General features: G+C 61.7%; 22 protein-coding genes and 1 riboswitch. Of the genes, 3 read left to right on the top strand and 19 right to left on the bottom strand.

What is annotated here, in order from left to right; all coding sequences use genetic code 11:
• Positions 1 to 94: 94 nt before the first annotated feature.
• The 13 genes from ICI42_RS17040 to ICI42_RS16980 form a co-directional block, all read right to left on the bottom strand.
• The gene (locus ICI42_RS17040; protein WP_188165788.1) at positions 95 to 655 is read right to left on the bottom strand and encodes a DUF308 domain-containing protein; all 561 of its coding nucleotides are present in this window, start codon (positions 653 to 655) and stop codon (positions 95 to 97) included.
• A gap of 132 nt (positions 656 to 787) precedes the next feature.
• Positions 788 to 2,836, bottom strand: a complete 2,049-nt coding sequence (parE, locus tag ICI42_RS17035; RefSeq protein ID WP_188165787.1) for a DNA topoisomerase IV subunit B — start codon at positions 2,834 to 2,836, stop codon at positions 788 to 790.
• A 106-nt stretch (positions 2,837 to 2,942) separates the two neighbouring features.
• Positions 2,943 to 3,383 carry a PIN domain-containing protein gene (locus ICI42_RS17030; RefSeq protein ID WP_188165786.1) on the bottom strand — a complete coding sequence of 147 codons (441 nt, stop codon included), beginning with the start codon at positions 3,381 to 3,383 and terminating at the stop codon, positions 2,943 to 2,945.
• Positions 3,384 to 3,629, bottom strand: coding sequence for a type II toxin-antitoxin system Phd/YefM family antitoxin (locus ICI42_RS17025; RefSeq protein WP_188165785.1), 246 nt, complete (start codon positions 3,627 to 3,629; stop codon positions 3,384 to 3,386).
• Between the two features lie 58 nt (positions 3,630 to 3,687).
• On the bottom strand, positions 3,688 to 6,498 hold the full coding sequence (gcvP, locus tag ICI42_RS17020) for an aminomethyl-transferring glycine dehydrogenase (RefSeq protein ID WP_407945176.1): 2,811 nt from the start codon (positions 6,496 to 6,498) through the stop codon (positions 3,688 to 3,690).
• Between the two features lie 14 nt (positions 6,499 to 6,512).
• Complete coding sequence (gene gcvH, locus ICI42_RS17015; RefSeq protein ID WP_188165784.1) at positions 6,513 to 6,881, bottom strand: glycine cleavage system protein GcvH; 369 nt, start codon at positions 6,879 to 6,881, stop codon at positions 6,513 to 6,515.
• 4 nt (positions 6,882 to 6,885) lie between these two features.
• The gene (gene gcvT / locus ICI42_RS17010; protein WP_188165783.1) at positions 6,886 to 7,986 is read right to left on the bottom strand and encodes a glycine cleavage system aminomethyltransferase GcvT; all 1,101 of its coding nucleotides are present in this window, start codon (positions 7,984 to 7,986) and stop codon (positions 6,886 to 6,888) included.
• 153 nt (positions 7,987 to 8,139) lie between these two features.
• A riboswitch (glycine riboswitch) is annotated at positions 8,140 to 8,227 on the bottom strand.
• 113 nt (positions 8,228 to 8,340) lie between these two features.
• The gene (gene fghA / locus ICI42_RS17005; protein WP_188165782.1) at positions 8,341 to 9,174 is read right to left on the bottom strand and encodes an S-formylglutathione hydrolase; all 834 of its coding nucleotides are present in this window, start codon (positions 9,172 to 9,174) and stop codon (positions 8,341 to 8,343) included.
• 14 nt (positions 9,175 to 9,188) lie between these two features.
• Entirely contained in the window at positions 9,189 to 9,827 is a 639-nt protein-coding gene (locus tag ICI42_RS17000) for a DUF1345 domain-containing protein (protein WP_188165781.1), read from the bottom strand.
• A gap of 3 nt (positions 9,828 to 9,830) precedes the next feature.
• Positions 9,831 to 10,229: a type II toxin-antitoxin system VapC family toxin gene (locus ICI42_RS16995; protein WP_188165780.1), complete on the bottom strand. Its 399-nt coding sequence runs from the start codon at positions 10,227 to 10,229 to the stop codon at positions 9,831 to 9,833.
• A complete protein-coding gene (locus tag ICI42_RS16990) occupies positions 10,219 to 10,491 on the bottom strand; it encodes a FitA-like ribbon-helix-helix domain-containing protein (protein WP_188165779.1) in 273 nt (90 codons plus the stop codon). The genes ICI42_RS16995 and ICI42_RS16990 overlap by 11 nt, the downstream gene beginning before the upstream one ends.
• A gap of 56 nt (positions 10,492 to 10,547) precedes the next feature.
• On the bottom strand, positions 10,548 to 11,012 hold the full coding sequence (locus tag ICI42_RS16985) for a YaiI/YqxD family protein (RefSeq protein WP_188165778.1): 465 nt from the start codon (positions 11,010 to 11,012) through the stop codon (positions 10,548 to 10,550).
• Between the two features lie 14 nt (positions 11,013 to 11,026).
• Entirely contained in the window at positions 11,027 to 12,154 is a 1,128-nt protein-coding gene (locus tag ICI42_RS16980; RefSeq protein WP_188165777.1) for an S-(hydroxymethyl)glutathione dehydrogenase/class III alcohol dehydrogenase, read from the bottom strand.
• Positions 12,155 to 12,470: 316 nt separating this feature from the next.
• Here ICI42_RS16980 and dnaE point away from each other — a divergent pair, with 316 nt between their 5' ends.
• The gene (gene dnaE, locus ICI42_RS16975) at positions 12,471 to 15,917 is read left to right on the top strand and encodes a DNA polymerase III subunit alpha (RefSeq protein ID WP_188165776.1); all 3,447 of its coding nucleotides are present in this window, start codon (positions 12,471 to 12,473) and stop codon (positions 15,915 to 15,917) included.
• Positions 15,918 to 16,056: 139 nt separating this feature from the next.
• On the opposite strand, the gene ICI42_RS16970 is transcribed toward dnaE, so the two are convergent.
• The 4 genes from ICI42_RS16970 to ICI42_RS16955 form a co-directional block, all read right to left on the bottom strand.
• Positions 16,057 to 16,941, bottom strand: a complete 885-nt coding sequence (locus ICI42_RS16970) for a DMT family transporter (RefSeq protein ID WP_230980413.1) — start codon at positions 16,939 to 16,941, stop codon at positions 16,057 to 16,059.
• A gap of 79 nt (positions 16,942 to 17,020) precedes the next feature.
• Complete coding sequence (locus ICI42_RS16965; protein WP_188165775.1) at positions 17,021 to 18,331, bottom strand: DNA polymerase IV; 1,311 nt, start codon at positions 18,329 to 18,331, stop codon at positions 17,021 to 17,023.
• Between the two features lie 132 nt (positions 18,332 to 18,463).
• The gene (locus ICI42_RS16960) at positions 18,464 to 19,117 is read right to left on the bottom strand and encodes a hypothetical protein (protein ID WP_188165774.1); all 654 of its coding nucleotides are present in this window, start codon (positions 19,115 to 19,117) and stop codon (positions 18,464 to 18,466) included.
• On the bottom strand, positions 19,114 to 19,425 hold the full coding sequence (locus tag ICI42_RS16955; RefSeq protein ID WP_188165925.1) for a DUF3572 domain-containing protein: 312 nt from the start codon (positions 19,423 to 19,425) through the stop codon (positions 19,114 to 19,116). The genes ICI42_RS16960 and ICI42_RS16955 overlap by 4 nt, the downstream gene beginning before the upstream one ends.
• A gap of 189 nt (positions 19,426 to 19,614) precedes the next feature.
• Between ICI42_RS16955 and ICI42_RS16950 the strand changes: the two genes are divergently transcribed.
• Complete coding sequence (locus ICI42_RS16950; RefSeq protein WP_188165773.1) at positions 19,615 to 19,986, top strand: response regulator; 372 nt, start codon at positions 19,615 to 19,617, stop codon at positions 19,984 to 19,986.
• Positions 19,987 to 20,019: 33 nt separating this feature from the next.
• On the top strand, positions 20,020 to 21,393 hold the full coding sequence (locus tag ICI42_RS16945) for a PleD family two-component system response regulator (protein WP_188165772.1): 1,374 nt from the start codon (positions 20,020 to 20,022) through the stop codon (positions 21,391 to 21,393).
• Between the two features lie 370 nt (positions 21,394 to 21,763).
• Here the strand turns inward: ICI42_RS16945 and rpmG are convergent, their stop codons facing one another.
• Complete coding sequence (gene rpmG, locus ICI42_RS16940) at positions 21,764 to 21,931, bottom strand: 50S ribosomal protein L33 (RefSeq protein ID WP_006201775.1); 168 nt, start codon at positions 21,929 to 21,931, stop codon at positions 21,764 to 21,766.
• Positions 21,932 to 22,033: 102 nt separating this feature from the next.
• On the bottom strand, positions 22,034 to 23,221 hold the full coding sequence (locus ICI42_RS16935) for an MFS transporter (protein ID WP_188165771.1): 1,188 nt from the start codon (positions 23,219 to 23,221) through the stop codon (positions 22,034 to 22,036).

Below are 23,221 nucleotides of genomic sequence, written 5' to 3'. Positions count from 1 at the left end.
AATATATTAAGGCTGCTCGGTCGCTGAATAACAAAAAGCCTGCCTGCGGTCGGGAGCAGACAGGCCTCACAAAATTCGAGATGGAGAGATGCGTCTACTGCGGCGAATAGGCACCGTAGGCGCGCCACGACCGGTAGAGATGCGCCGCCGCATAGACGATCGCTGCGGCCGCAAGCAGTTTGACTAAAAACACTGCGCTGCTGATCTGCACAAAAATCAACGCGAAACCGGCCACGAGATAGGCCATGGCGCTGAGCAACAGTGCGAAAAAGCCGATGGGCTTGCTGCCGCGCCCGACGATGCCGGAAATCAGTTCGGCGAAGCCGATCAGAACGAGAAGCACGCCGACGAAGCGGCTGAGAAGGCTTGATTCGAAGAGATTCCAGAGCACGCCGGCCAGGATCAGGAGACCGGCGAGAATCGACAGGCCGTTGCGCGCGAGGCTGATGATCAGCCTGCCGTCCATTGGCCCGCTCAGGCGTTGTGTGGTGAGACCCATGATGCCGTCGATGACGAGCAGTCCGCCACCGGCAATGACCAGAAAACGAAGAGCTTCGGCGGGGCTGAACATGGCAAACAGCCCGGCGATGAGGATCAGGACGGCAACAACCGCGCCCATCCTGGCCTTTTTGTACCCTTCGCTGGCAACCGACATGACGAATTCCCCACCCATCCCAGCTATTTCTGCGGACGGTTGGAAGTATGCCGAATTCTTGCTTTCCCGCAACTGACGTTTGTCGTCACGGTAAAATCTCTATTTGCCGTAAAACAGCAAAGCGGCGCTTTGTCAGATATCGAGCTCTTCGGCGAATTCGGCACGTTCCTGCAAGAAGCGGAAGCGCGCTTCCGGCTTGGTGCCCATCAGCGCGTCGACGGACGCCTTGGTGCCCTCGACATTGGCCTCGTCCACCGCGACTTGCAGAAGCGTGCGCTTCTTCGGGTCCATGGTGGTTTCCTTGAGCTGCGCCGCCATCATCTCGCCCAAGCCCTTGAAGCGGCCGATCTCGATCTTGCCGCGCCCGGTGAATTCGGTGCGCAGCAATTCGTCCTTATGCGCATCGTTGCGCGCATAAAGCGTCTTGCCGCCCTGGCTGAGCCGATAGAGCGGCGGCACGGCCATGTAGAGATGCCCGCCACGGATGAGCTGCGGCATCTCCTGATAAAAGAAGGTGATCAGCAGCGACGCGATATGCGCGCCGTCGACATCGGCGTCGGTCATGATGATCACGCGGTCGTAGCGCAGATCCTCGTCGCGATATTTCGAGCGCGTGCCGCAGCCCAGCGCCTGGATCAGGTCGGCGATCTGCTGGTTGGCGGTCAGCTTGTCGTGACCGGCGCTGGCGACGTTGAGGATTTTGCCGCGCAGCGGCAGGACCGCCTGCTTGGCTCGGTCGCGCGCCTGCTTGGCCGATCCGCCTGCCGAATCGCCCTCGACGATGAAAAGTTCTGCGCCCGCCGCTGCGTTCTGCGTGCAGTCCGCCAGCTTGCCGGGAAGGCGCAGCTTGCGCACCGCGCTCTTGCGCGACACTTCCTTTTCCTGCCGGCGGCGCAGGCGTTCGTCGCCGCGCGCGATGACCCACTCCAGAAGCTTGGATGCTTCCTGCGGATTGTCGGCGAGCCAATGGTCGAACGGGTCGCGGATCGCGGTTTCCACGATGCGCATCGCCTCGATCGTAGCGAGCCTGTCCTTGGTCTGGCCAACGAATTCCGGCTCGCGGATAAACACCGACAACATGCCGGCACCGGAAATCATCACGTCTTCGCTGGTGATGATGGACGCGCGCTTGTTGCCGACAAGCTCCGCATAGGCCTTAAGCCCGCGCGTCAGCACATTGCGAAAGCCGGTCTCATGCGTGCCGCCGTCGCCGGTCGGAATGGTGTTGCAGTAGGAGTTGACGAACCCGTCGCCGCCATACCAGGTGACCGCCCATTCAAGCGAGCCGTGGCCGCCCTGCTTCTCGCTCTTGCCGGCGAAGATTTCGCGCGTAACCTGCATCTCGTCGCCGAGCGAGGCCGCGAGATAGTCCTTCAAGCCGCCTGGGAAATGGAAGACGGCCTTTTCCGGCGTCGTGTCCTTTTCGCCGATCAGCGATGGCGAGCAGCTGAAGCGGATTTCCACGCCGCCGAACAGATAGGCCTTGGACCGCGCCATCTTGTAGATGCGAGCCGGCTCGAAATGCGCCGTTTTACCGAAAATCTCCGCATCCGGATGGAAACGCACCTTGGTGCCGCGCCGGTTGTGCACTTCGCCGAGCTTTTCCAGCCCACCCTGAGGTACGCCGCGCGAAAAACGCTGGCGATAGAGCTGGCGGCCGCGTGCCACCTCTACTTCGAGCACGTCGGACAGCGCGTTGACCACCGACACGCCGACGCCGTGCAGACCGCCGGAGGTCTCATAGACCTTGGAGTCGAACTTGCCGCCAGCGTGCAGCGTGGTCATGATGACCTCGAGCGCCGACTTGTCCTTGAACTTCGGATGCGGATCGACGGGAATGCCACGACCGTTGTCGGTGACCGTCAGAAAGCCGTCCGCGCCGAGTTCCACCTCAATGAAGGTCGCATGGCCGGCCACGGCCTCGTCCATCGAGTTGTCGATGACTTCGGCGAAGAGATGATGCAGCGCCTTTTCGTCGGTGCCGCCAATATACATGCCCGGCCGCCGACGCACCGGCTCGAGCCCTTCCAGGACCTCGATGTCGGCAGCGCTGTAGCTGTCGCTTGCGTCTTTCGGGGCCGCCGCCGCACGCTTCACCGCCTGCACGAGCGGGTCTGCAGGGCGCGCGGGCTTTGCCGCGGGTTCAGGCAGATCGAGTTTTGAAAAGAAATCGTCGTCCATGTCCGTCCGTATAGCTGGCGAATCAGAGTCGATACAGTTTCGAACGCCCTTGTACCACAGGAAATTGGTTCACGTTCCGTTCGGATCGCCGAAAGGAGCGGTCCTCTCACTTCAGCTTGAGCGGATCGAGGCAATCCACCCCGAGCGCCCGCATGTGTTTGACGTTCCGGGACAAAAGCCGAAACTTCAATAGTTCTGCTGTCGCGGCGACTATCGCGTCTTCCGAACTCGGCGAATGACCGTCGCTATGGGCCTTGAACAGCAGGACTCCCGCCCGATCGGCTATTTCTCCACTGACCGGCATCAACCTCGACTGATGCACACCTTGAATGATGGCGATCCAACGCTGGAGCTTTTCTGCGCGCTGGGCCGCTCCGCGGCTCAACAGTTTTTCAATCCCGAAACGAATTTCGAGAAGGGTTATCGTGCTGAAATGCAAGCTCGCGGAATTCGCCGCAACCCAGTTGCGCCAATTCTCAACGCCTTCTCCCTCAAGACGAGACAACGGGCTTGTCAGCGACAAAACATCGGTGTCGAGAAGATACATTTATAAGGAGCCGAGCACCCTTGCGGGCAATCTCTTCGGCAGATCGTCCTCTTCCAGACCGCTGTTGAGCACCAGGTCCGCGAAAGACGGATAATCCGCTTGCAATCTGCTCCACGTCGCCTCGGAGACCACGACCACAGATTTACGGTCACGCCGCTCAATCTTCTGTGGTCCATCCTTTAAAGCGGACTCGAATACCTCCGAGATGTGAGCCCGCGCCTCGGAAATCGACCAGAGTTTCATCATGTACACTCCGAATGAAGTGTACATGATGTACAATGAGTTTCCCTCATGTCAACGCCGTCTACTCCGCCGCGCCGAGATACTCCGTCACTGGCGGGCAGGAGCAGACGAGGTTCCGGTCGCCCGCGACATTGTCCACGCGCGAGACCGGCGGCCAGTATTTCGATGCCGTATCCGGGTCCATCGAGGGGTAGGCGGCTTCGAGGCGGGAATAGGGGTGGGTCCATTCCGTCGCCAGGACTTCCGCCGCGGTGTGCGGCGCGTTCGATAGCGGGTTGTCGTTGGCCGGCCAATCACCCGTCTCGATGCGTTCGGCCTCGCCGGCAATGGCGATCATCGCCGCGCAGAAGCGGTCGATCTCCGCCTTCGGCTCGGATTCGGTCGGTTCGACCATCAGCGTTCCGGCCACCGGCCAGGACATGGTGGGCGCGTGGAAACCATAGTCGATCAGCCGTTTGGCGACGTCTTCGACGGTCACGCCGGCACGGTCCTTCACCACGCGGGTATCGAGGATGCACTCATGCGCGACACGCTCGTTGCGGCCCTTGTAGAGGACGGGGAAATAGGCATCGAGCTTGTTGGCGATATAGTTGGCGTTAAGGATCGCGATTTCCGTCGCCTGCTTCAGGCCAGCCGCACCCATCATGCGGATATACATCCAGGTGAGCGGCAGTATCGAGGCGCTTCCGAATGGCGCCGCCGAAACGGCATGCCCGCTGCGCTGCGCGACATGGCCGGGCAGGTAAGGGGCAAGGTGGGCTTTCACGCCGATCGGGCCGACGCCGGGACCGCCGCCGCCATGCGGGATGCAGAATGTCTTGTGCAGGTTCATGTGGCAGACATCGGCGCCGAGGTCGCCCGGGCGGGCCAGGCCGACCAGGGCGTTGAGGTTGGCGCCGTCGAGATAGACCTGTCCGCCATGCTCGTGGACCACGGCGATCATGTCCTTGACGCCTTCCTCGAACACGCCATGCGTCGACGGATAGGTGATCATCAGCGCCGAGAGCTTGGCCGCGTGCTGCGCGGCCTTGGCCTTCAAATCCTCGACATCGATGTCGCCGGCCTCGGTGCAGCGCACCACCACGACATCCATGCCCGCCATGCTCGCGCTGGCCGGGTTGGTGCCATGCGCCGATGAAGGGATCAGGCAGATGGAGCGATGGCCTTCGCCGCGCTCCCGGTGATAGCGGCGGATGGCCAAAAGCCCGGCATATTCGCCCTGGCTGCCCGCATTGGGCTGCAGGCTGACGGCGTCGAAGCCGGTGATCTCGGCAAGCCAGGCTTCGAGATCGTCGGTCATCGCCTTGTAGCCGACCGAATGCTCGGCGGGCGCGAAGGGATGCAGGTTGGCGACGCTGGGCCAGCTCACCGGCATCATCTCGGCAGCCGCGTTCAGCTTCATGGTGCAGGAGCCGAGCGGGATCATGGCACGGTCGAGCGCCAGATCCTTGTCGGCCAGGCGGCGCAAAAAGCGCATCATTTCGGTCTCCGACCGGTTCTGATGGAACACCGGCTGGCTCAGAAAGCCCTTGCCGCGCGGCGAACCCGGCATGGCCGATGCAGCCTCTGACGGAATTGGCGCCTCGAACAGCGCGCCCAGTGCCGCCAGATCGGCCTCGGTCGAGGTTTCGTCGAAGGCGACGGCCAGAAAGTTCTCGTCTACGACGCGAAGCAGCCGTCCGCCCTTTTCAGCGGCGACGGCGAGACTAGCCGCCTTGCCTTTCGTGTCGATGGTCACCGTGTCGAAGCGATGGGCGCCGACGACTTCAATGCCCGCCTTGCCGAGTCCTGCGGCGAACCGGCTGGCAAAATCGTGGATACGCGCGGCGATGGCCTGCAGGCCGGCGGGTCCGTGCCAGATGGCGTAGGACACCGCCATATTGGCGAGCAGCGCCTGCGCGGTGCAGATGTTGGACGTCGCCTTGTCGCGGCGGATGTGCTGCTCACGCGTCTGCAGCGCCAGCCGATAGCCGGGACGCCCCTTGCTGTCGGTAGACTGCCCGACCAGACGGCCCGGCATCAGCCGGGTAAGCCTGTCGGAAACCGCGCAATAGGCCGCATGCGGCCCGCCAAAGCCCATCGGCACGCCGTAGCGCTGCATCGACCCGGCGGCGATATCGGCGCCAAGGCTTGCGGGCGTGTCGGTCAGCGTCAGGCCGAGCGGATCGGCGGCGAAAATGACGATAGCGCCTGCGGCGCGCGCCTTTTCAATCGCCGCCTTATGATCGCCATAGACGCCCTTCGTGTCGGGCCATGAGACCAACAGGGCCGCGGTCTGCTCGTCGATCTCGCCGCCATCGACAACGATGCCCAACGGTTCGGCACGGGTGCGAACCACGTCCAGCGTCTGCGGATGCGGCTCACCGGCCAGCGCGATTGTGTTGCGCTTGTCGCGATGATGGCGAAGAGCGATGCCGACAGCCTCGGCCACGGCGGTCGCCTCGTCCAGCAACGACGCTGACCCCACGGGCAGGCCGGTCAGCTCTGTGACGAGCGTCTGGAAATGGAACAGCAGTTCCAGGCGTCCCTGGCTGATCTCCGACTGGTAAGGCGTGTAGGCAGTGTACCAGGCCGGGTTCTCAAACAGGTTGCGCTGGATGACCGGCGGCACATGGACGCCGGAATAACCCGCGCCGATGAAGCTTTTCAGCACGGTGTTGGCGCTCATCTTGCCGGCGAGCTCCTGCAGCGCTTCGGCTTCGCTGGCGGGTTTCGGCAGATCGAGCGGCCGGCCCAGCCGGATCGATTGCGGCACGACCTGGGAAATCAGGGTCTCGACGGACGGTACGCCGAGCGCGGCCAGCATGGCGCGCGTGTCGACCTCGCCGGGGCCGATATGACGGCGGGAAAAGGGGGCAGGGGATACAGTCACGATGGCGCTCCGCTTCAACCGATATGGGCGGCGTAACCCGCCTCGTCGAGCAAGCCTTCGAGTTGGCCGGCATCCGAGAGTTTCATTTTCCACAGCCAGCCTTCGCCGGCGGGCGAGGAGTTGACCAAAGCGGGATCAGACGACAGCGCGGTGTTCGCTTCGATGATTTCGCCGTCCACCGGTGCATAGACGTCGGAGGCTGCCTTGACGGATTCGACCACGACGGCGGTATCGCCCTTGGCAAAGCTACGGCCAATCTCGGGAAGCTCGACAAAGACGAGGTCGCCGAGCTGTTCCTGCGCATAGTCGGTGATGCCGACGGTAACGACGTCGCCGTCGACGCTGAGCCATTCATGGTCTTCGGTGAAATAGAGTTTGGCCATGAGTTTATCCTTTGCGGTAGCGATGCTGCGTGAAGGGAAGGGAATGGATTTGGACCGGAATCCGCGTGCCGCGCACATCGGCGAACACCGTGATTCCCGGCTTTGAAAGCTCGTTCGCGACATAGCCCATGGCGACGGGGTGACCCGCGGATGGCCCGAAGCCGCCGGACGTGACGCGGCCGACAGTGTTTCCGTCGGCATCGGTGAGTTGCACACCGGCGCGCACCGGCTGGCGGCCGTCAGGCTTCAGGCCGACGCGCTTTTCGCTCGGGCTATCTGCGACGATCTTAGCGAGGGCGGACGCACCGATAAAATTTCCGCTGCCTCGAATGTCCTTGGGAATAGCCCACATCAGTCCAGCACTTGCCGGGCTTGTCTCGGGAGTGATGTCCTGACCATGCAGGCAAAGGCCTGCTTCAAGCCGCAGGCTGTCGCGGGCCGCGAGGCCGATCCACATCAGCCTTTCGTCAGCCAGAAGCTTCGTCAGCAATTCGCGGGCATCGGCTTCCGGCAGTCCGATCTCGAAGCCGTCCTCTCCGGTGTAGCCCGAACGGCTCATGAACCAGCCTGGCCTGGGCTCGAAACCCTGCATGAACAAGAGGTCTTCCGGCGCCAGCCCCGCCTCTGCGAGGATTGTCGCGGCCTCCGGCCCCTGGATGGCGAGGAACACGCGGTCGAGCGGTTCGACTGTGGTCTCGAACCCTTCGGCCAGAGCCTGCAGATGAGCGATGTCTTCAGCGGCGTTGCCGGCGTTCGCCACGACCATGAACCGCTCGTCGCCCAGGCGGGTGACGATCAGATCGTCGAGGATGCCGGCCTGCTCGTTGAGGAAGAAAGTGTATTTCGACTGGCTCGGCGCCAACGCCCTGGCCGAAAGCGGGCAGGCCTTGTCGAGAAGATCCGCGGCCTGCGGACCGGAAACCAGAATCAGCTTCATATGCGAGATGTCGAACAACCCGGCATGGTCTCGGGTGTGAAGGTGTTCCTTCATCACCCCGGCCGGGTAAGTCAGCGGCATCGACCAGCCCGCGAAGGCGCCAAAACGCGCACCGGCCGACTGATGAAGATCTTCTAATGGCAAATGCCTGATGGGGTCGCCCGTCATTGTCTCTCCAGAGTTCGCACGTAACCCGCCGCATCCGCGGCTATTCCGTGCCCCTCTGTCTCAGGCCTGAGAGACTCGCGCGGGGCGAATCGATCGATCCGCTGCGCTTACACCTTCGGCGCAAGGCTTTCGCCTCGACTTTCCAGAGCGTCCTTCCCGTTGACGGTTCTTTTTGCCTGAGAGATTTCGGGCGATTTCCCCTTCGGCGGCAGGCAAGCCTGCTCTCTCCCGCAAACGGATGGACCTCGCGAAAGGTCCAGACGATCCCCTCCTATCCCAGCTTCGACACTTTGTCACGTCCCTGCGACATCGCCGGCTGACGAAGCCACAGAAACTTACGCAAACACAGCAAACTCAGCGCAGGTGTTCGGCGTGCCACTTCAGGTGGCCGTCCATGAAGGTTGAGATGAAGTAGTAGGAATGATCGTAGCCTTCGCGCATGTTGAGCGTGAGCGGCAGGCCAACCGCGCGACAGGCTTCCCGCAGCAGCCCAGGCCGCAAGCCGTCCTCCAAAAATCCATCCGCTGTGCCCTGGTCCACCAGGAATTCGTCGAACCGATAGCCATCCTCGATCAGCGCAGTGGCGTCATAGGCGCGCCAAGCCGCTTCATCGTCACCGAGATATTTTTCGAAGGCAGGCTTCGACCATCCCGCCGTCATCGGCTGAGTGATTGGTGCAAAGGCTGAGCAGCTTTTGAAGCGTTCCGGGTTCTTCAAGGCTATGGTCAAGGCGCCATGGGCACCCATGGAATGACCGAAGATACCCTGGCGGCTCATATTGGCGGGGAAATTGGCCGCAATCACTTTGGGCAGTTCGTCGACGATGTAGCTGTACATGCGGTAGTTCTTTGAAAACGGGGCCTGCGTGGCATCGAGATAGAAGCCGGCGCCGCAGCCGAACTGCCAGTTGTCTTTTTCGTCCGGCACGAATTCTCCACGCGGGCTGGTGTCCGGGCAGACGATGATGAGACCGAGTTCGGCCGCCATTTTACGGTATTCACCTTTGTCCATGACGTTCTGATGCGTGCAGGTCAGGCCAGACAGGTACCAAAGCACAGGGCAGGGCGCGTCCTTCGCCTGCGGTGGCACGAAGACGGCGAAGGTCATGTCGCAGGCACACGCTTCCGAGGCATGGGTATAGACACCCTGAACCCCGCCATGGGACTTTGCGGTCGACACTGTTTTCATGAGATTTCCGGCTTTCAATTTGCGAGCGATACGGCAAGGTTGACGGCGGCAGCCACCAGAACCGTGTTGAAAAAGAACGAAGCGACCGCATGCACTGTATTCAGCTTGCGGACGCGTGTCTGCGTTATCTCCACATCGGAGGTCTGGGCTGTCATGCCGATGACGAAGGAGAAGTAGAGGAAATCGTAGCCGGAGGGCTCGTCATCGCCGGGAAAATCCAGCCCGGCCATCGGCTTTTCCTTGGCGTTGTCTTCGGGTCGCCAATACATGTGCGCGTAGTGCAGCGCCGCCATGGTGTGGATGGTGAACCAGCCCAGCGCAACCGAAAGCAGCGCGAGTGTCACATCCAGCGTCTTCGGACCGTCCTGTTCGTTGAGGATCATGAACAGCGACCCCACCGCCACGACCACGGCACCGAATGTTATCAGAATGATCAGCCAGGCAGGCTCGTCCGCGCTCGCGGCGTGCTTCTTGAGAAATGCGGGCGTCAGCTTCGGCAGCTTGAACAGTTCAAGGCTTAGATAAACCAGGAAGAAGACGTTCGCCCCGATCTGCACTGCCAGTTCCGGCTTGAGCCAGAGTGCCGGAGCGAGGGCCGCCACGCCGCAAAGGGCTGCCGCATAAAAAGGGCCGTGGCGTCCTTGGACGATCATGCGTTACTCCGCCACCACCAGTTCGACCGAAACACCGAGCTTTTCGGCCAGTGCCGCAAGGCGGCGGTCAGCAGTGGCCAAGGGTTCGCCGCGTTCGAGAGACAAGGCCAGGTAGAGGCAATCGTAGATTTTGTGGTTGTTGTCCATGGCGATATCGGTGGCTGAGCGGAGCAGTTCACGGTCGTCCACAAAGGTTCCGATCACCCGCTCCAGCGTTGCCAGTCTTGAAGCTATCGGCTCCGGCAATGCACCCGCTATCTTGACATATCTGAGCAGGACGTTTGTGGTCTCGACCAAGAGCAGCGACGGTGCCAGCAGCAATGCCGGCCTGACGCGCCGCGCCGACGCGGAGAACGGGGTTTCGATCAGCCAAGGCACGGCGACGCTCGCATCAATCACCATGAGGTTCGCCCGAAAACGTGTTCCGAGGCTCCTGATCTGCCTTGTGCTCCGCCCAGATTTTTTCCCACGTCTCGCGGTCGATGGGCTTCGATTTTGCCCGAATGGCATCAATCTCGGCCCAGGCTTCCTCACGCGTCATCCCCGCTTTTTCGCTGATGACCTCGCGCGCAAGCTGTTCGGTCGACACGCCCTTGGCCTTGGCACGCGCCTTGAAGCGTTCCAGCACATCGTCGGGAAGGTTGCGGATAACCATGCTCGCCATGGTTTTGTCTCCATTGATATCACGATGATATCATGGCCAGGCAAAGCAGCAAAGGGTCAGGTGGAGGCAGCGCGCACGGCCCGCCGCACCGCCTGGTCGAGTGCGCCGAGAAAACGCGAGCGGTCCTCGCGGGAGAAGGATGCGTTGAAACCCTTGCTCTCACCGGTCTCGCGCAGATGCTGTTTCAGGTCGCGCATGGCGACGGCCATGCCGATGCTTTCGGGTGTAAACGGCCTGCCTGTCGGGCCAAGCACATGCGCTCCCAGCGCCACGGTGCGGCTGGCAAGCGGGATATCGGCGGTGATGACAATATCGTTCGCCTGCGCGTTCTCGACGATCCAGTCGTCGGCGGCATCAGCGCCCTTCGACACGACCACATGTCGGATCATCGGATCGCGCGACGGCCGCAGGCCGCCATTCGCGACGAAGATTACCGGTAGGCCGTGCCGCTCCGCCACCTTGATCACTTCGTCCTTTACCGGACAGGCGTCGGCATCGACATAGACGGAGGGCAAGGCCATTGTCCGGACTTGGCTCAGTACACCACCACGCTGCGAATCGACTCGCCGGCATGCATGAGGTCAAAACCCTTGTTGATGTCCTCGAGCTTCAGCGTGTGGGTGATCATCGGATCGATCTGGATCTTGCCGTCCATGTACCAGTCGACAATCTTCGGCACGTCGGTGCGACCACGTGCGCCACCGAAGGCTGTGCCCATCCAGGTCCGGCCGGTGACGAGCTGGAACGGCCGGGTCGAAATCTCCTGGCCGGCGCCGGCGACGCCGATGACGACGGACTTGCCCCAGCCCCGGTGAGATGATTCAAGGGCTTGGCGCATCACCTTCGTGTTGCCTGTGCAGTCGAAGGTGTAGTCCGCGCCGCCGATCTGGTCGGCTCCGCGCTTGGTCATGTTGACGAGGTACGGCACGATGTCGCCGTCGACTTCCTTGGGGTTGACGAAATGGGTCATGCCGAAGCGCTCGCCCCACGCCTTCTTGTCGTTATTGAGGTCGACGCCGATGATCATGTCGGCACCGGCAAGCCGCAGGCCCTGAATGACGTTGAGGCCGATGCCGCCGAGCCCGAAAACGATGGCGGTCGCGCCGATCTCGACCTTGGCCGTGTTGATCACCGCTCCGATGCCGGTGGTGACGCCGCAGCCGATGTAGCAGATCTTGTCGAAAGGCGCGTCGGGGTTGACCTTGGCCAGCGCTATTTCGGGCAGGACGGTGTGGTTTGCGAAGGTCGAGCAGCCCATATAGTGGAAAATCTTGTCCTTGCCGATGGAGAAACGGCTGGTGCCGTCCGGCATGACGCCCTGGCCTTGGGTGCTGCGAATGGCGGTGCAGAGATTCGTCTTGCGCGACAGGCAGGACGGACAGGTCCGGCATTCCGGCGTATAGAGCGGGATGACGTGGTCGCCCTTCTTCAGAGATGTCACGCCCTTGCCGACATCGACGACGATTCCGGCGCCCTCATGGCCGAGAATAGCGGGGAAAATGCCTTCCGGATCCGCGCCCGACAGCGTGAACTCGTCGGTGTGGCAGATGCCGGTCGCCTTGATCTCGACCAGCACCTCGCCTTCGCGCGGGCCTTCCAGATCGACCTCCATGATCTCCAGCGGTTTTCCAGCGGCAATGGCTACGGCGGCGCGGGTTTTCATGGGCAGGCTCTCCAAAAGCGAAACAATCGAAATCGCGCGCAACGTTTCAGGTTTCCCCGCGGTGATCAAGTCTGCGAAGCGGCTTCGGCAAAGGAGAAGGCCACAGTTCTGTGAAGATGCCACGCAAGCGGTGGACAGACGGCCGGGGATGGCCGACCATCAGCTTGCCAGAATGCTATTTCAGCATTCATTCGGGCGAGTCGGTGAGGTAGGCCGCTTCGGGGTTCAAGCGCGGTCGTTGGAGGGCTGGGACAACTGTCCCCGGTCGGATTTCAATTTTCGAAATCATGCTTCGAAAGCAAGGATTTAACTTAATATGTTCATCCATCTTCGCGTTCATTCGGCCTACTCCTTGCTTGAGGGCGCATTGCCGCTCGGCAAGGTGGTCGGGCACGCGATCAAGGATAATGCGCCGGCTATAGCGGTGACCGACCGCAACAACCTGTTCGGCGCGCTGGAATTCTCGCAGAAAGCCAGCAAAGACGGCATCCAACCCATTATCGGCTGCCAACTGGATGTCGATTTCCTCGATGCCGAGACCGGCCAGAAGAGCGCTGCTCGCCGGGCGGGCCCCGAGCTTTCGCCGCTGGTGCTGATTGCCGCCAACGAGATTGGCTACACCAATCTCGTCCGGCTCGTCAGCCGCGCCTATCTCGACTCGCCCAATGGCGAGCCCGTCCACGTCAAGCTCGACTGGGTGGAAGCGCTCGCGGAGGGCATCATCTGCCTGACGGGCGGGCCGCGCGGGCCCATCGGCTCGGCCATCAAGGGCGACCGTGCTCCCGCGGCCGAACAGCGCCTTTTGGCGCTCAGGACCATGTTCGGCGACCGCCTCTATGTCGAGGTCGAGCGGCTCGCTGGCTACGACCGCAATCTCGAAGCTGCGACGATCGATCTGGCATACCGCCACGACCTGCCGCTGGTGGCGACCAATGAGGCGTTTTTCCCCGCGCGCGACGACTATGACGCGCATGACGCGCTGATCGCCATTGCCGAAGGCTCGGTCATTGCCGAGGACAATCGGCGACGGCTGACCACGGACAATTTTCTCAAGAGCCAGAAGGAGATGCAGGCGCTTTTTGCCGATCTGCCAGAAGCCATCGACAACACGGTCGAGATCGCCAGGCGCTGTTCCTACTACGTCAAGAACCGCGATCCGATCCTGCCGCGCTTCACCGGGGGCGATATCGCGGATTCAGCCGCTGCGGTGAAGGCGGAAGCCGACGAGCTGGCGCGGCAAGCGCGCGAGGGTCTGGCCATGCGGCTGGAGACACGCGGCCTGACGCCAGGCTACACGCCCGAGCAATATGCCGAGCGGCTGGAATTCGAGCTTGGCATCATCGAGCGCATGAAGTTCCCCGGCTACTTCCTGATCGTCGCCGACTTCATCAAATGGGCAAAGAACCAGGACATCCCGGTCGGACCGGGCCGCGGCTCCGGCGCAGGCTCGCTGGTTGCCTATGCGCTGACCATCACAGACGTCGATCCCCTGCGTTTCTCGCTGCTGTTCGAGCGCTTCCTCAATCCAGAGCGCGTCTCGATGCCCGACTTCGATATCGACTTCTGCCAGGATCGCCGCGAGGAAGTGATCCGCTACGTTCAGGCGCGCTATGGCCGCGACCAGGTGGGCCAGATCATCACCTTCGGTACGCTGCAGGCGAGGGCTGTCCTGCGCGACGTCGGGCGTGTGCTGCAAATGCCGTACGGACAGGTCGACCGGCTGTGCAAGATGGTGCCGGCCAACCCCGCCAACCCCGTCAAACTTGCCGACGCCATAGCCAACGAGCCGCGCTTTGCCGAGGAGGCGGAGCGGGAGCCGATCGTCCAGACTCTGCTGGATATCGCTCAGAAGCTCGAAGGGCTCTACCGCCATGCCTCCACCCATGCCGCCGGCATCGTCATCGGCGACAGGCCGCTGTCGGAACTGGTGCCGATGTACCGCGATCCGCGGTCGGACATGCCGGTTACCCAGTTCAACATGAAATATGTCGAGCAGGCCGGGTTGGTGAAGTTCGACTTTCTCGGCCTGAAGACCCTGACCGTGCTGGAAACAGCGGTGAAGCTGATCCGCAGGCGCGGCATCGACATCGATCTGGCACAGGTTCCGCTCGACGACCCGCTGACCTACGCCATGCTCTCGCGCGGCGAGACGGTGGGCATCTTCCAGGTTGAAAGTGCCGGCATGCGCAAAGCGCTGATCGGTATGCGGCCCGACCGGATCGAGGATATTATCGCGCTTGTCGCGCTGTACCGCCCCGGCCCGATGGAGAACATCCCGACCTACAATGCGCGCAAGCATGGCGAGGAGGAGATCGATTCGATCCATCCCAAGATCGACCATCTGGTGAAGGAGACCCAAGGGGTCATCGTCTACCAGGAGCAGGTGATGCAGATCGCGCAGGAGCTTTCGGGCTACTCGCTCGGCGAAGCCGACCTGCTGCGCCGCGCCATGGGCAAGAAGATCCGCGCAGAGATGGACAAGCAGCGCGAGCGCTTCGTCGATGGCGCGATGGCAGGAGGCGTATCAAAGCCCCAGGCCAATTTCATCTTCGATCTTCTGGCCAAGTTCGCCGACTACGGCTTCAACAAGTCGCACGCCGCAGCCTATGCCATTGTTTCCTACCAGACGGCCTATCTGAAGGCGCATTATCCGGTCGAGTTCCTCGCCGCCTCGATGACGCTCGATATGTCCAACACCGAAAAGCTGGCTGATTTCCGCCAGGATGCGATGCGTCTCGGCATCGATGTCGTGCCGCCTTCGGTGATGACGAGCTATCGCGATTTCGAAGTCAGCGAAAACAAGATTTTTTATTCGCTGGCTGCGCTCAAAGGCGTGGGCGAGGCCGCGGTGCATCACATCGTGGCCAAAAGGGCGGAAAAGCCGTTCACCAGCTTGGCCGATTTCTGCGAGCGCATCGACCCCAAGCTGGTTGGCAAGCGCGTCTTCGAGAGCCTCATCATGGCCGGTGCGCTGGACTGTTTCGGCCATGAGCGGGCGCAGATGATGGCCGGGCTCGAGCGCATGATGGGCCTGGCGTCGCTGGCGCAGGAAAACGCCGCATCCGGCCAGCACGACATCTTCGGCAGTGCCTTTTCCGGCCAGACGCCGACGCTGCACCTCCCGCATGCCGAGGCATGGCTGCCGGCGGACCGGCTGCACCGCGAATTCCAGGTCGTCGGCTTCTACCTGTCGGCGCATCCGTTGGACGAATACAAATCGGCGCTGGAAAAAATGCGCGTTCAGAACTGGACGGATTTTTCGGCCGCGGTGAAGCGCGGCGCCACCGCAGGGCGGCTGGCCGGCACGATCACGACCAAGCAGGAACGCAAGACCAAGACCGGCAACAAGATGGGCGTGGTGCAGTTCTCCGATGTCACCGGGCAGTTCGAGGCCGTGCTGTTTTCAGAAACGCTGGCGCAGTATCGCGACATGCTCGAAGCCGGCAAGTCGGTGGTCGTCACCGTCGCCGCCGAAGATCGCCCCGAAGGCGTCAACCTCCGTATCCAGACGGTGCAGTCGCTGGAAGACGAGGCAAGCCGGGTGCAGAAATCGCTGCGTATCTTCCTGCGCGATGCCGCACCGCTTGGCCTGTTGACCTCGCATCTTCAGGTCAGGGGCGAGGGCCAGGTCAGCTTCATCGTCATCAAGGACGATGCGCAGGGGGAAGTGGAAATCGAACTGCCGCAGCGCTGCCGGATTTCGCCGCAGGTCGCTTCCGCGCTGCGTGCTGTGCCAGGCGTGGTCGAGGTCGAGCTCGTTTGAGACGATAGAACTCAAGACCGATCCGTGAGTTTAGGAATTTATTCTTGACGGCGTGACGGTGTTCTGGTAGGGTTCAGCTATCGTCGGAAAAGTGTGATCGGCGAACGGCGCCGAGGGCGCGGGTCGGTGCCATTTGCGCCTACGGTACTTCCGCAACGATGCTGTCTTTGTTTCTCTTTCTGTTGAGATTCAAAAGGTTGCCGGAGAGAATGAGAGCGGCGCCGCAGGCCGTGAAGATGTCGATCTGTTCGGCATAGAGCAGCCAGCCGACCAGTGCCGATAGCGGCAAACGAACGAAATCCATCGGCATCACCACAGTTGCATCGGCATGGGCCAGTGCGCGGGCCATGCAGTAATGCGAAAACGATCCTGAAAACGCGATCAGCACGATCCACGGCCAGATCTCCATCGGCACCGGCCGCCAGACAAGGAGGGCTGGGATGGCCCCGAAGATCGATTGCAGGACGAGCATCCAGAACATGATGCGCAGCGCGCTCTCGGTACGCGTCAGCGACTTGGTCATGGTGAACGAGATGCCGAACACGACGGCTGCGGCGAGCACTACGACATGGCCGAGTTGAAGCGTTTCCAGCGACGGACGCATGATGACGATAACGCCGAGGATGCCGAGCGCAATGGCTGCGATGCGCGACCGGGTCAGGCGCTCACCCAAAAAAGCCGCGGCCAGCAGCGCGGTCCAGATCGGTGTGGTGAACTCGATGGAGATCAGTTCGGCGAGCGGAATCAGCGTCAGCGCGAACAGCCACCCGGCCTGTCCGATATAGTGCGCGGCGTTGCGGCCTATATGCTCCGGCAGACGCTGCGTGCGCATCGCGCGCAGGCCGCCTGCCATATAGACGAACGGCGTCAACATGAGCAGGCCGGTGACCGAGCGCATTTCCATCACCTGCAAGACGTCGAGCACGCGCGTGGTGGCGCGGCCGGAGATCGCCATGAGGATGAGCGAGAGAACCGACGCGCCCATCCAAAGCGCGGCCAGCATCGTGGATTGCTGTTGTTTCATATACGCTCTGTGGCAAGCGTCGGCGCGCACCGCAACCGCGAATGGGATGAATCGACTGGACCAGATGCGGTCGGAGCAGTCAGTCGTCCAGTGGCTCCGGCGGATGGGCATTGCGCCCCTTGCCGAAGGTGTAGCCTGTTTCCACAGCCTTGCGCCCGAACTTGTCACGTAAGGAATCGATGGCGCCTTCGGCCAGAGCGCGCTTTCGGGCCTGCTGGTCGACCAGATCGGGAGGGTCGGCCTTGCCGTCATCGGAGAGGTCGCTGACGCCGATGCCGAGCAGGCGATAGCGCGTGCCGTCGGTTTCCTTGGACAGCATCTGCAGGCCGGTCTGGAAAATGCGGTCCGCGAGCCGCGTCGGGTCGGCGAGTTGCCGGTTGCGGGTGCGGGTCTTGAAATCCTGGGTCTTGAGCTTGAGCACCACCGTGCGGCCTGCGATGCCGGCCTTCTTCAAACGCAAGGACACCTTTTCCGACAGCGCACGGAGGACCGGCACCAAATCTCCCGTTGCAGCCAGATCGGTGTCGAAGGTGGTCTCGGCCGAGACGCTCTTGGCCTCGTGATCGGGCGAGACGCGGCGTTCGTCCTGGCCGCGCGACAGATAGAAAAGGCGGTTGCCCATCGTTCCGTAGCGTCGCATCAGGTCCGACTGATCGATCTTCTGCAACTGGCCTATCGTCCGCAGCCCGTCGCGCTCCAGCGTGGCGGCAAAGGCCTTGCCGACGCCCCAGATCATCGTCACCGGCTGCTCGGCCAGAAAGCCCACGGCTTCCTCGCGGCCGATGACCGAGAAGCCGCGTGGCTTGCGGAAGTCGGAAGCTATTTTTGCGAGGAATTTGCAATAGGACAGCCCAGCCGAGACGCTGATGCCGATCTCTTTCTCCACGCTGCGGGCGAATCGCGCCAGCACCAGCGCCGGCGGCTGACCGTGCAGGCGCTCGGTCCCGGACAGGTCGAGAAAGGCTTCATCGATGGAGACGGGTTCGACCAGCGGCGTCAGCGCCTGCATCATGGCGCGCACCTCGCGCCCGACGCGGACATACTTTTCCATGTCCGGTTTGATCACAACAGCTTCGGGACAGGCTTCCAATGCCTTGAACATCGGCATGGCCGAGCGCACGCCATTGATCCGGGCGATGTAGCAGGCCGTGGAGACGACGCCGCGCTTGCCGCCGCCGATGATGACGGGCTTGTCCTTCAAGGTGGGATTGTCGCGCTTTTCCACCGCAGCATAGAACGCGTCGCAGTCGATATGGGCGATGGCCAGGCTGTAGAGTTCGGGATGCCGAAGCAAGCGAGGGCTGCCGCATGCCGTGCAGCGCCGCGTCTCCGCCCGCTGGAGAGCAAGGCAGTCTCTGCAGAAGCCTTGACCGGACGCGTTGACGGGCATGTACCTTCAGCCGAACAGAAAGGGAACGGTTGCAACATTAGGCGAGCTGAAGCGCCCGAACAAGAGGCGAGGACACCACCACTGACAGCGTCCCGTTCCTTGAACGCAGAGGCTTGCGCGAGATGCCCAAGCTCAGATGCCGAGCGCCTTCTCGATGGACGGTGCCGCCGTTTTCCAATCGTCCGCGACGGCAATGTCGGCGGGCAGCGGCGGCATCACGGCGCGCATGGCGCCGTAGGACATGAGGTTGACCAAGTGAGCATCGGCAACGAAGTCCCGCACCGAAAGCAGGTTCTTGGGGATGTCGTCGACGAAGGCGACCGGCCGCTTGTCCGGGCCGCGCAGCTTCAGGATGGCCGGTCCCTTCGGCATTTCCGTGGTCAGAAGCGGGTAGGGGAAGCCAAGTGCATCGAGATGAGCCCGACGCACCGGACGATGCCGGTGGGGCATGGCGGTCAGCATCACGATTTCGGCGTTTCGGCTCAGCCGTGCGATGGTCTCGGCGGCATCGGCGGCGGCCGTCTGCCACTCCGCCTGGACAGCGAAGAAGGTGTCGAGATGCTCTGCGACCTCCGAGGGTTCGACCTTCTGCCTGTCGCTGCGCCTGACGACGTTCTGGAACAGGCTGAATGTCGCGAGACCAAGCTCAAGATCGATGGATTCGAGATAGCGCATGAAGGGTTGAACGAATTCCAGCACGACTTCGTCGACATCGAGGACCAGCAGAGGGCGGTCGTCGCTGGCCAGTTCCGCGATCTGGCGGGCTGTTTCGGGATCGTCGCTCATATCGATTGGTCGTAACTGTGGTCGCCCAGCGGCAGCTGCCGCGCCGCCTTCACCACCTCGGCAGGCGACAGGCCGCTGTCCTCGGCGAACCGCAGCAAGGTCGGCTCATGCGCGACGATGAACTGCATGACGCCTGCGAGAAACCCGGGTTCGGCGGCCGCGGCGCGGATGTTGCGTATTTCGATCCCAGTCAAAGCCAGGAATCGCGGCAAAAGTTCGGGATCGGCGGCGATAAAGCCGAGCGCCTGGATGGCGACCGCATCGCTTCCGCCTGCTTGGGGTTGTGAATCCTGCAAAAAACACTCCATATTCTGTCTTGATGGCCTAAACGCCTCGACGCCGGACTGCAAGGCGGAAGAGCTATGGGCAAATAGGCAGGATTCTCTGCGTCAGGTTTCCGTTTCGTCAATGTTCTACGGCTATAACGTGACTACCGGGTTTATGGGATCTGTGACAAGGCGGTTTCGCCCTTGCAGGCAATACTGCGGGTGGATTGAATGGCAAAAAAAGTGATGATCGTCGAGGATAACGAGCTCAACATGAAGCTCTTCCGCGACCTGATCGAGGCGAGTGGTTATGAGACCGTGCGCACACGCAACGGGCTCGATGCGCTGAATCTTGCCCGCACCCACCGTCCCGACCTGATCCTGATGGACATCCAGTTGCCGGAAGTTTCCGGTCTGGAGGTGACCAAATGGCTGAAGGAGGATGACGAGTTGCGCAAAATACCCGTTATCGCGGTCACTGCCTTTGCCATGAAGGGCGACGAAGAGCGCATTCGCCAGGGGGGCTGCGAGGCTTATATTTCCAAGCCTATTTCTGTCCCCCGATTCATAGAGACGATAAAATCCTATCTCGGTGACGCGTGACACGCATGTCTCCTGGCGTAAGGGATTGTTGACATGACAGCGCGCATCCTGGTGGTCGACGATGTACCGACCAATGTGAAACTGTTGGAAGTTCGGCTGCTGGCCGAATATTTCGAGGTGGTATCGGCCACCAACGGGACGGACGCGATTCGCGCCTGCGAGACCGGCAAGATCGACGTCGTTCTGCTCGACGTCATGATGCCCGGCATGGACGGATTCGAAGTCTGCCGGGTGCTCAAGGCGGATCCGGCCACCTCGCATATCCCCGTGGTGATCATAACGGCGCTCGGCGACGTCAGCGATCGCATTCAGGGCCTTCAGGCGGGCGCGGATGATTTCCTCACCAAGCCGGTCAACGCCCTGCAACTGATCACGCGCGTGAAAAGCCTGGTCCGGCTCAAGATGCTCACCGACGAGCTGCGGCTGCGTGCCTCGACCACCCACGATTTGAGGATGGAAGAACTCCTCAACAGGACATTTCATTCCGAGGAGACCCTGCCGCGCGTCCTTCTGATCGACGAGCAGGAAGACTCTTCCGGCGCCATTGTCGAAATGCTCGACCAGACGATGCGGCTGGATGTCGTTGCCGATCCCGCAGAGGGTTTCGCCAGAGCCGCTGAAGTCAATTACGAGTGCGTGCTGGTCGCCTCCAGCGAGACCGGATCCGATCCGCTGCGTGTGTGTTCGCAACTGCGCTCACTGGACAGGACGCGTTTCCTGCCGATCATCCTGCTCGCGGATGCCGGCGACGAGGCGCGCGTCATGCGCGGTCTCGAGCTCGGCATCAACGATTATCTGACCCGGCCCATCGACGAGCTCGAGCTGACGGCCCGCATCCGCACCCAGGTTCGCCGCAAACGCTACAACGACCAGCTTCGCCTCAGCGTCGCCCAGACCATTGAAATGGCCGTGACGGACCCGCTGACCGGGTTGCACAACCGCCGCTATCTCGACAGCCATCTTCAGACGCTGGTCGACCGGGCGATCGTCCGCAAGCGGCCGCTTTCGGTGATGATAACCGATCTCGATCGTTTCAAGGTTATCAACGATACTTATGGCCATCTGGGCGGCGACGAGGTTCTGCGGGAGTTTGCGCGCCGGCTGAGACAGAATGTGCGCGGCATGGACCTGGCGTGCCGATACGGCGGCGAAGAGTTTGTCGTCGTCATGCCGGACACCGACAACGCGGCGGCCGCAAGAGTTGCAGAGCGTATCCGCGCGGAGATCGAGCGCATGCCGTTCGAGATGGTCAGCATCGGAAAATCGGCGCCCGTTACGATCAGTGTCGGCGTCGCGTCGGTGAATTTCGAAGGCGATACAGTTCTCGACATCATGAACAGAGCCGATCTGGCGCTCTATCAAGCAAAGAACAGCGGGCGCAACCGCGTGGTTGCTACTGCCGCATAGTTCATTTTAGAACGTTATTGTCACAAAACGGGACGAAAGTCTCTTATTGAGACAGACATTCGCTTTTCAACCAACGCTGACCTTCCCGAGCACTGCTCAGCTCTTAAGAAGTCCTTGATTTTCGGCAGTTGCTGCGCGACTGTCGCGACATCGCGGATGTCATTCTTAAAGACACCGCAGTATAAAAATGCCCCATGACGCTCAGGTCCGCCGCATCTCCTGGGTTCTGTGGGGTCGGTCGGCCGACGCTGATAACAGCGGCATCCTCGTACCGCTTTCGGACTGTCGGCCGACCCCTTTTTTCTCACCAAAGCCCAGACATGAAAATGCCGCCCGAAGGCGGCATCGTCGCATCGATGAAGAAACCAGATTACTTGATCTTGGTTTCCTTGAACTCGACATGCTTCTTCGCAACCGGGTCGTATTTGCGGAACGACAGCTTGTCGGTCTTCGTACGGCTGTTCTTGCTCGTCACATAGAAGAAACCGGTGTCTGCGGTCGACAGAAGCTTGATCTTGATATTTGCTGCCTTGGCCATGATCTCGTCCGTTGGTGCTCTTGTGTTGAAACCGCTTCTAGACGGGAAAATCACCCGGACGCGGAAAACCTGGCGCGACACATAAAGATCGTGCCTCAAAAGTCAACCCGAGACTTTGCCTCGACCGACCAGAAGCCGCGATGCGGCAAGCACAACATAACAGGCGAAGAAGATTGCGAGTGCCCAGCTGAAGCCGTGGGCGCCGAAAAGATCCATGCCGAGGCCGATCGTTTGCGGTCCCAGAATCATGCCGATGCCGTAGCAGAAGATGAAGGCGGCATTCGCGGAGGCGAGGTCGTGGCCGGAAAGCTGCGAGCCGAGATGAGCCAGGCCGACCGTATAGAGGGCTGCGACCACGCCGCCCCAGACAAACAGGAGGCCGGCCAGGACATACCAGTTGCCTGCGACGAAGGGGATCGCAACGGTGCCGACCAGGCCCACCGCCGCGCAGGCGAGCAGGAGCCAGCGGCGGTCGCGTACCCGGTCGCTGAGCATGCCGATCGGGATCTGCAGGATGACGTTGCCAAGTCCGATCATGGTCAGAAGCAAGGCTGCGTCGCCTTCGGAATAGCCGATGCGATTGCCATAGACCGGAAACAGCGTGAAACCGCCGGTTTCGACGGCTCCGAAGACGAGGACGGCGGCCGTTGCCGTCGGAACCAGCCATGTGTAGCGCAGGAAGCCGCGCGTGCTGCCGCCCAGCGACAGTCTTGGACTTTCCTTGCGCGCCAGAAAGACCGGAATGGCGGCGATGGTGACAAGCACACAGGTGACGCCGAACGGCAGGAAACCGCCGCTGCCGATGATGGAAAAAATCCAGGGTCCGACTGCGAAGCCCAGCGAAAGCACCGTCGCATAGATTCCAAGCACAAGACCTCGCCGGTGCGGCGGAGCCGAGGTGCTGATCCAGAATTCCGACAGGATGAACAGGATGGTGAGAGCGATATGCAAGATCGCCCGCAGCGGAAACCACATCCAGAAATAGGGTGAAAAATGGAAGCCGACGAAGGCAGCCGCACCGGCGAAGATAGCCAGAAGCATAGTCGGAACAACACCAAGTCGTGCCGCCAGAGGTGTTGCGAGCGGGGCGGCGGCAATCGAGGCGATGCCGGCGACCGCGCTGTTGAGACCGATCATCGAGGCGGAATGGCCGCGCGATTCGAGGATGATGCTCAATAAAGGCGTGCCGAGGCCGATGGCGATGCCGACCACGCTGATCGAGGCGATGGCGGCCGATATCGAGCGCCACTGGATGCGCTCGGGATGCGCCGCGGATGTCTGTTCAGTCAT

Origin of the sequence: Oryzicola mucosus, assembly GCF_014534685.1 — a bacterium.
Lineage (GTDB): Bacteria > Pseudomonadota > Alphaproteobacteria > Rhizobiales > Rhizobiaceae > Oryzicola > Oryzicola mucosus.
The sequence above is the reverse complement of the archived record's forward strand: the minus strand, read 5'-3'. Positions and strand labels throughout refer to the sequence as shown.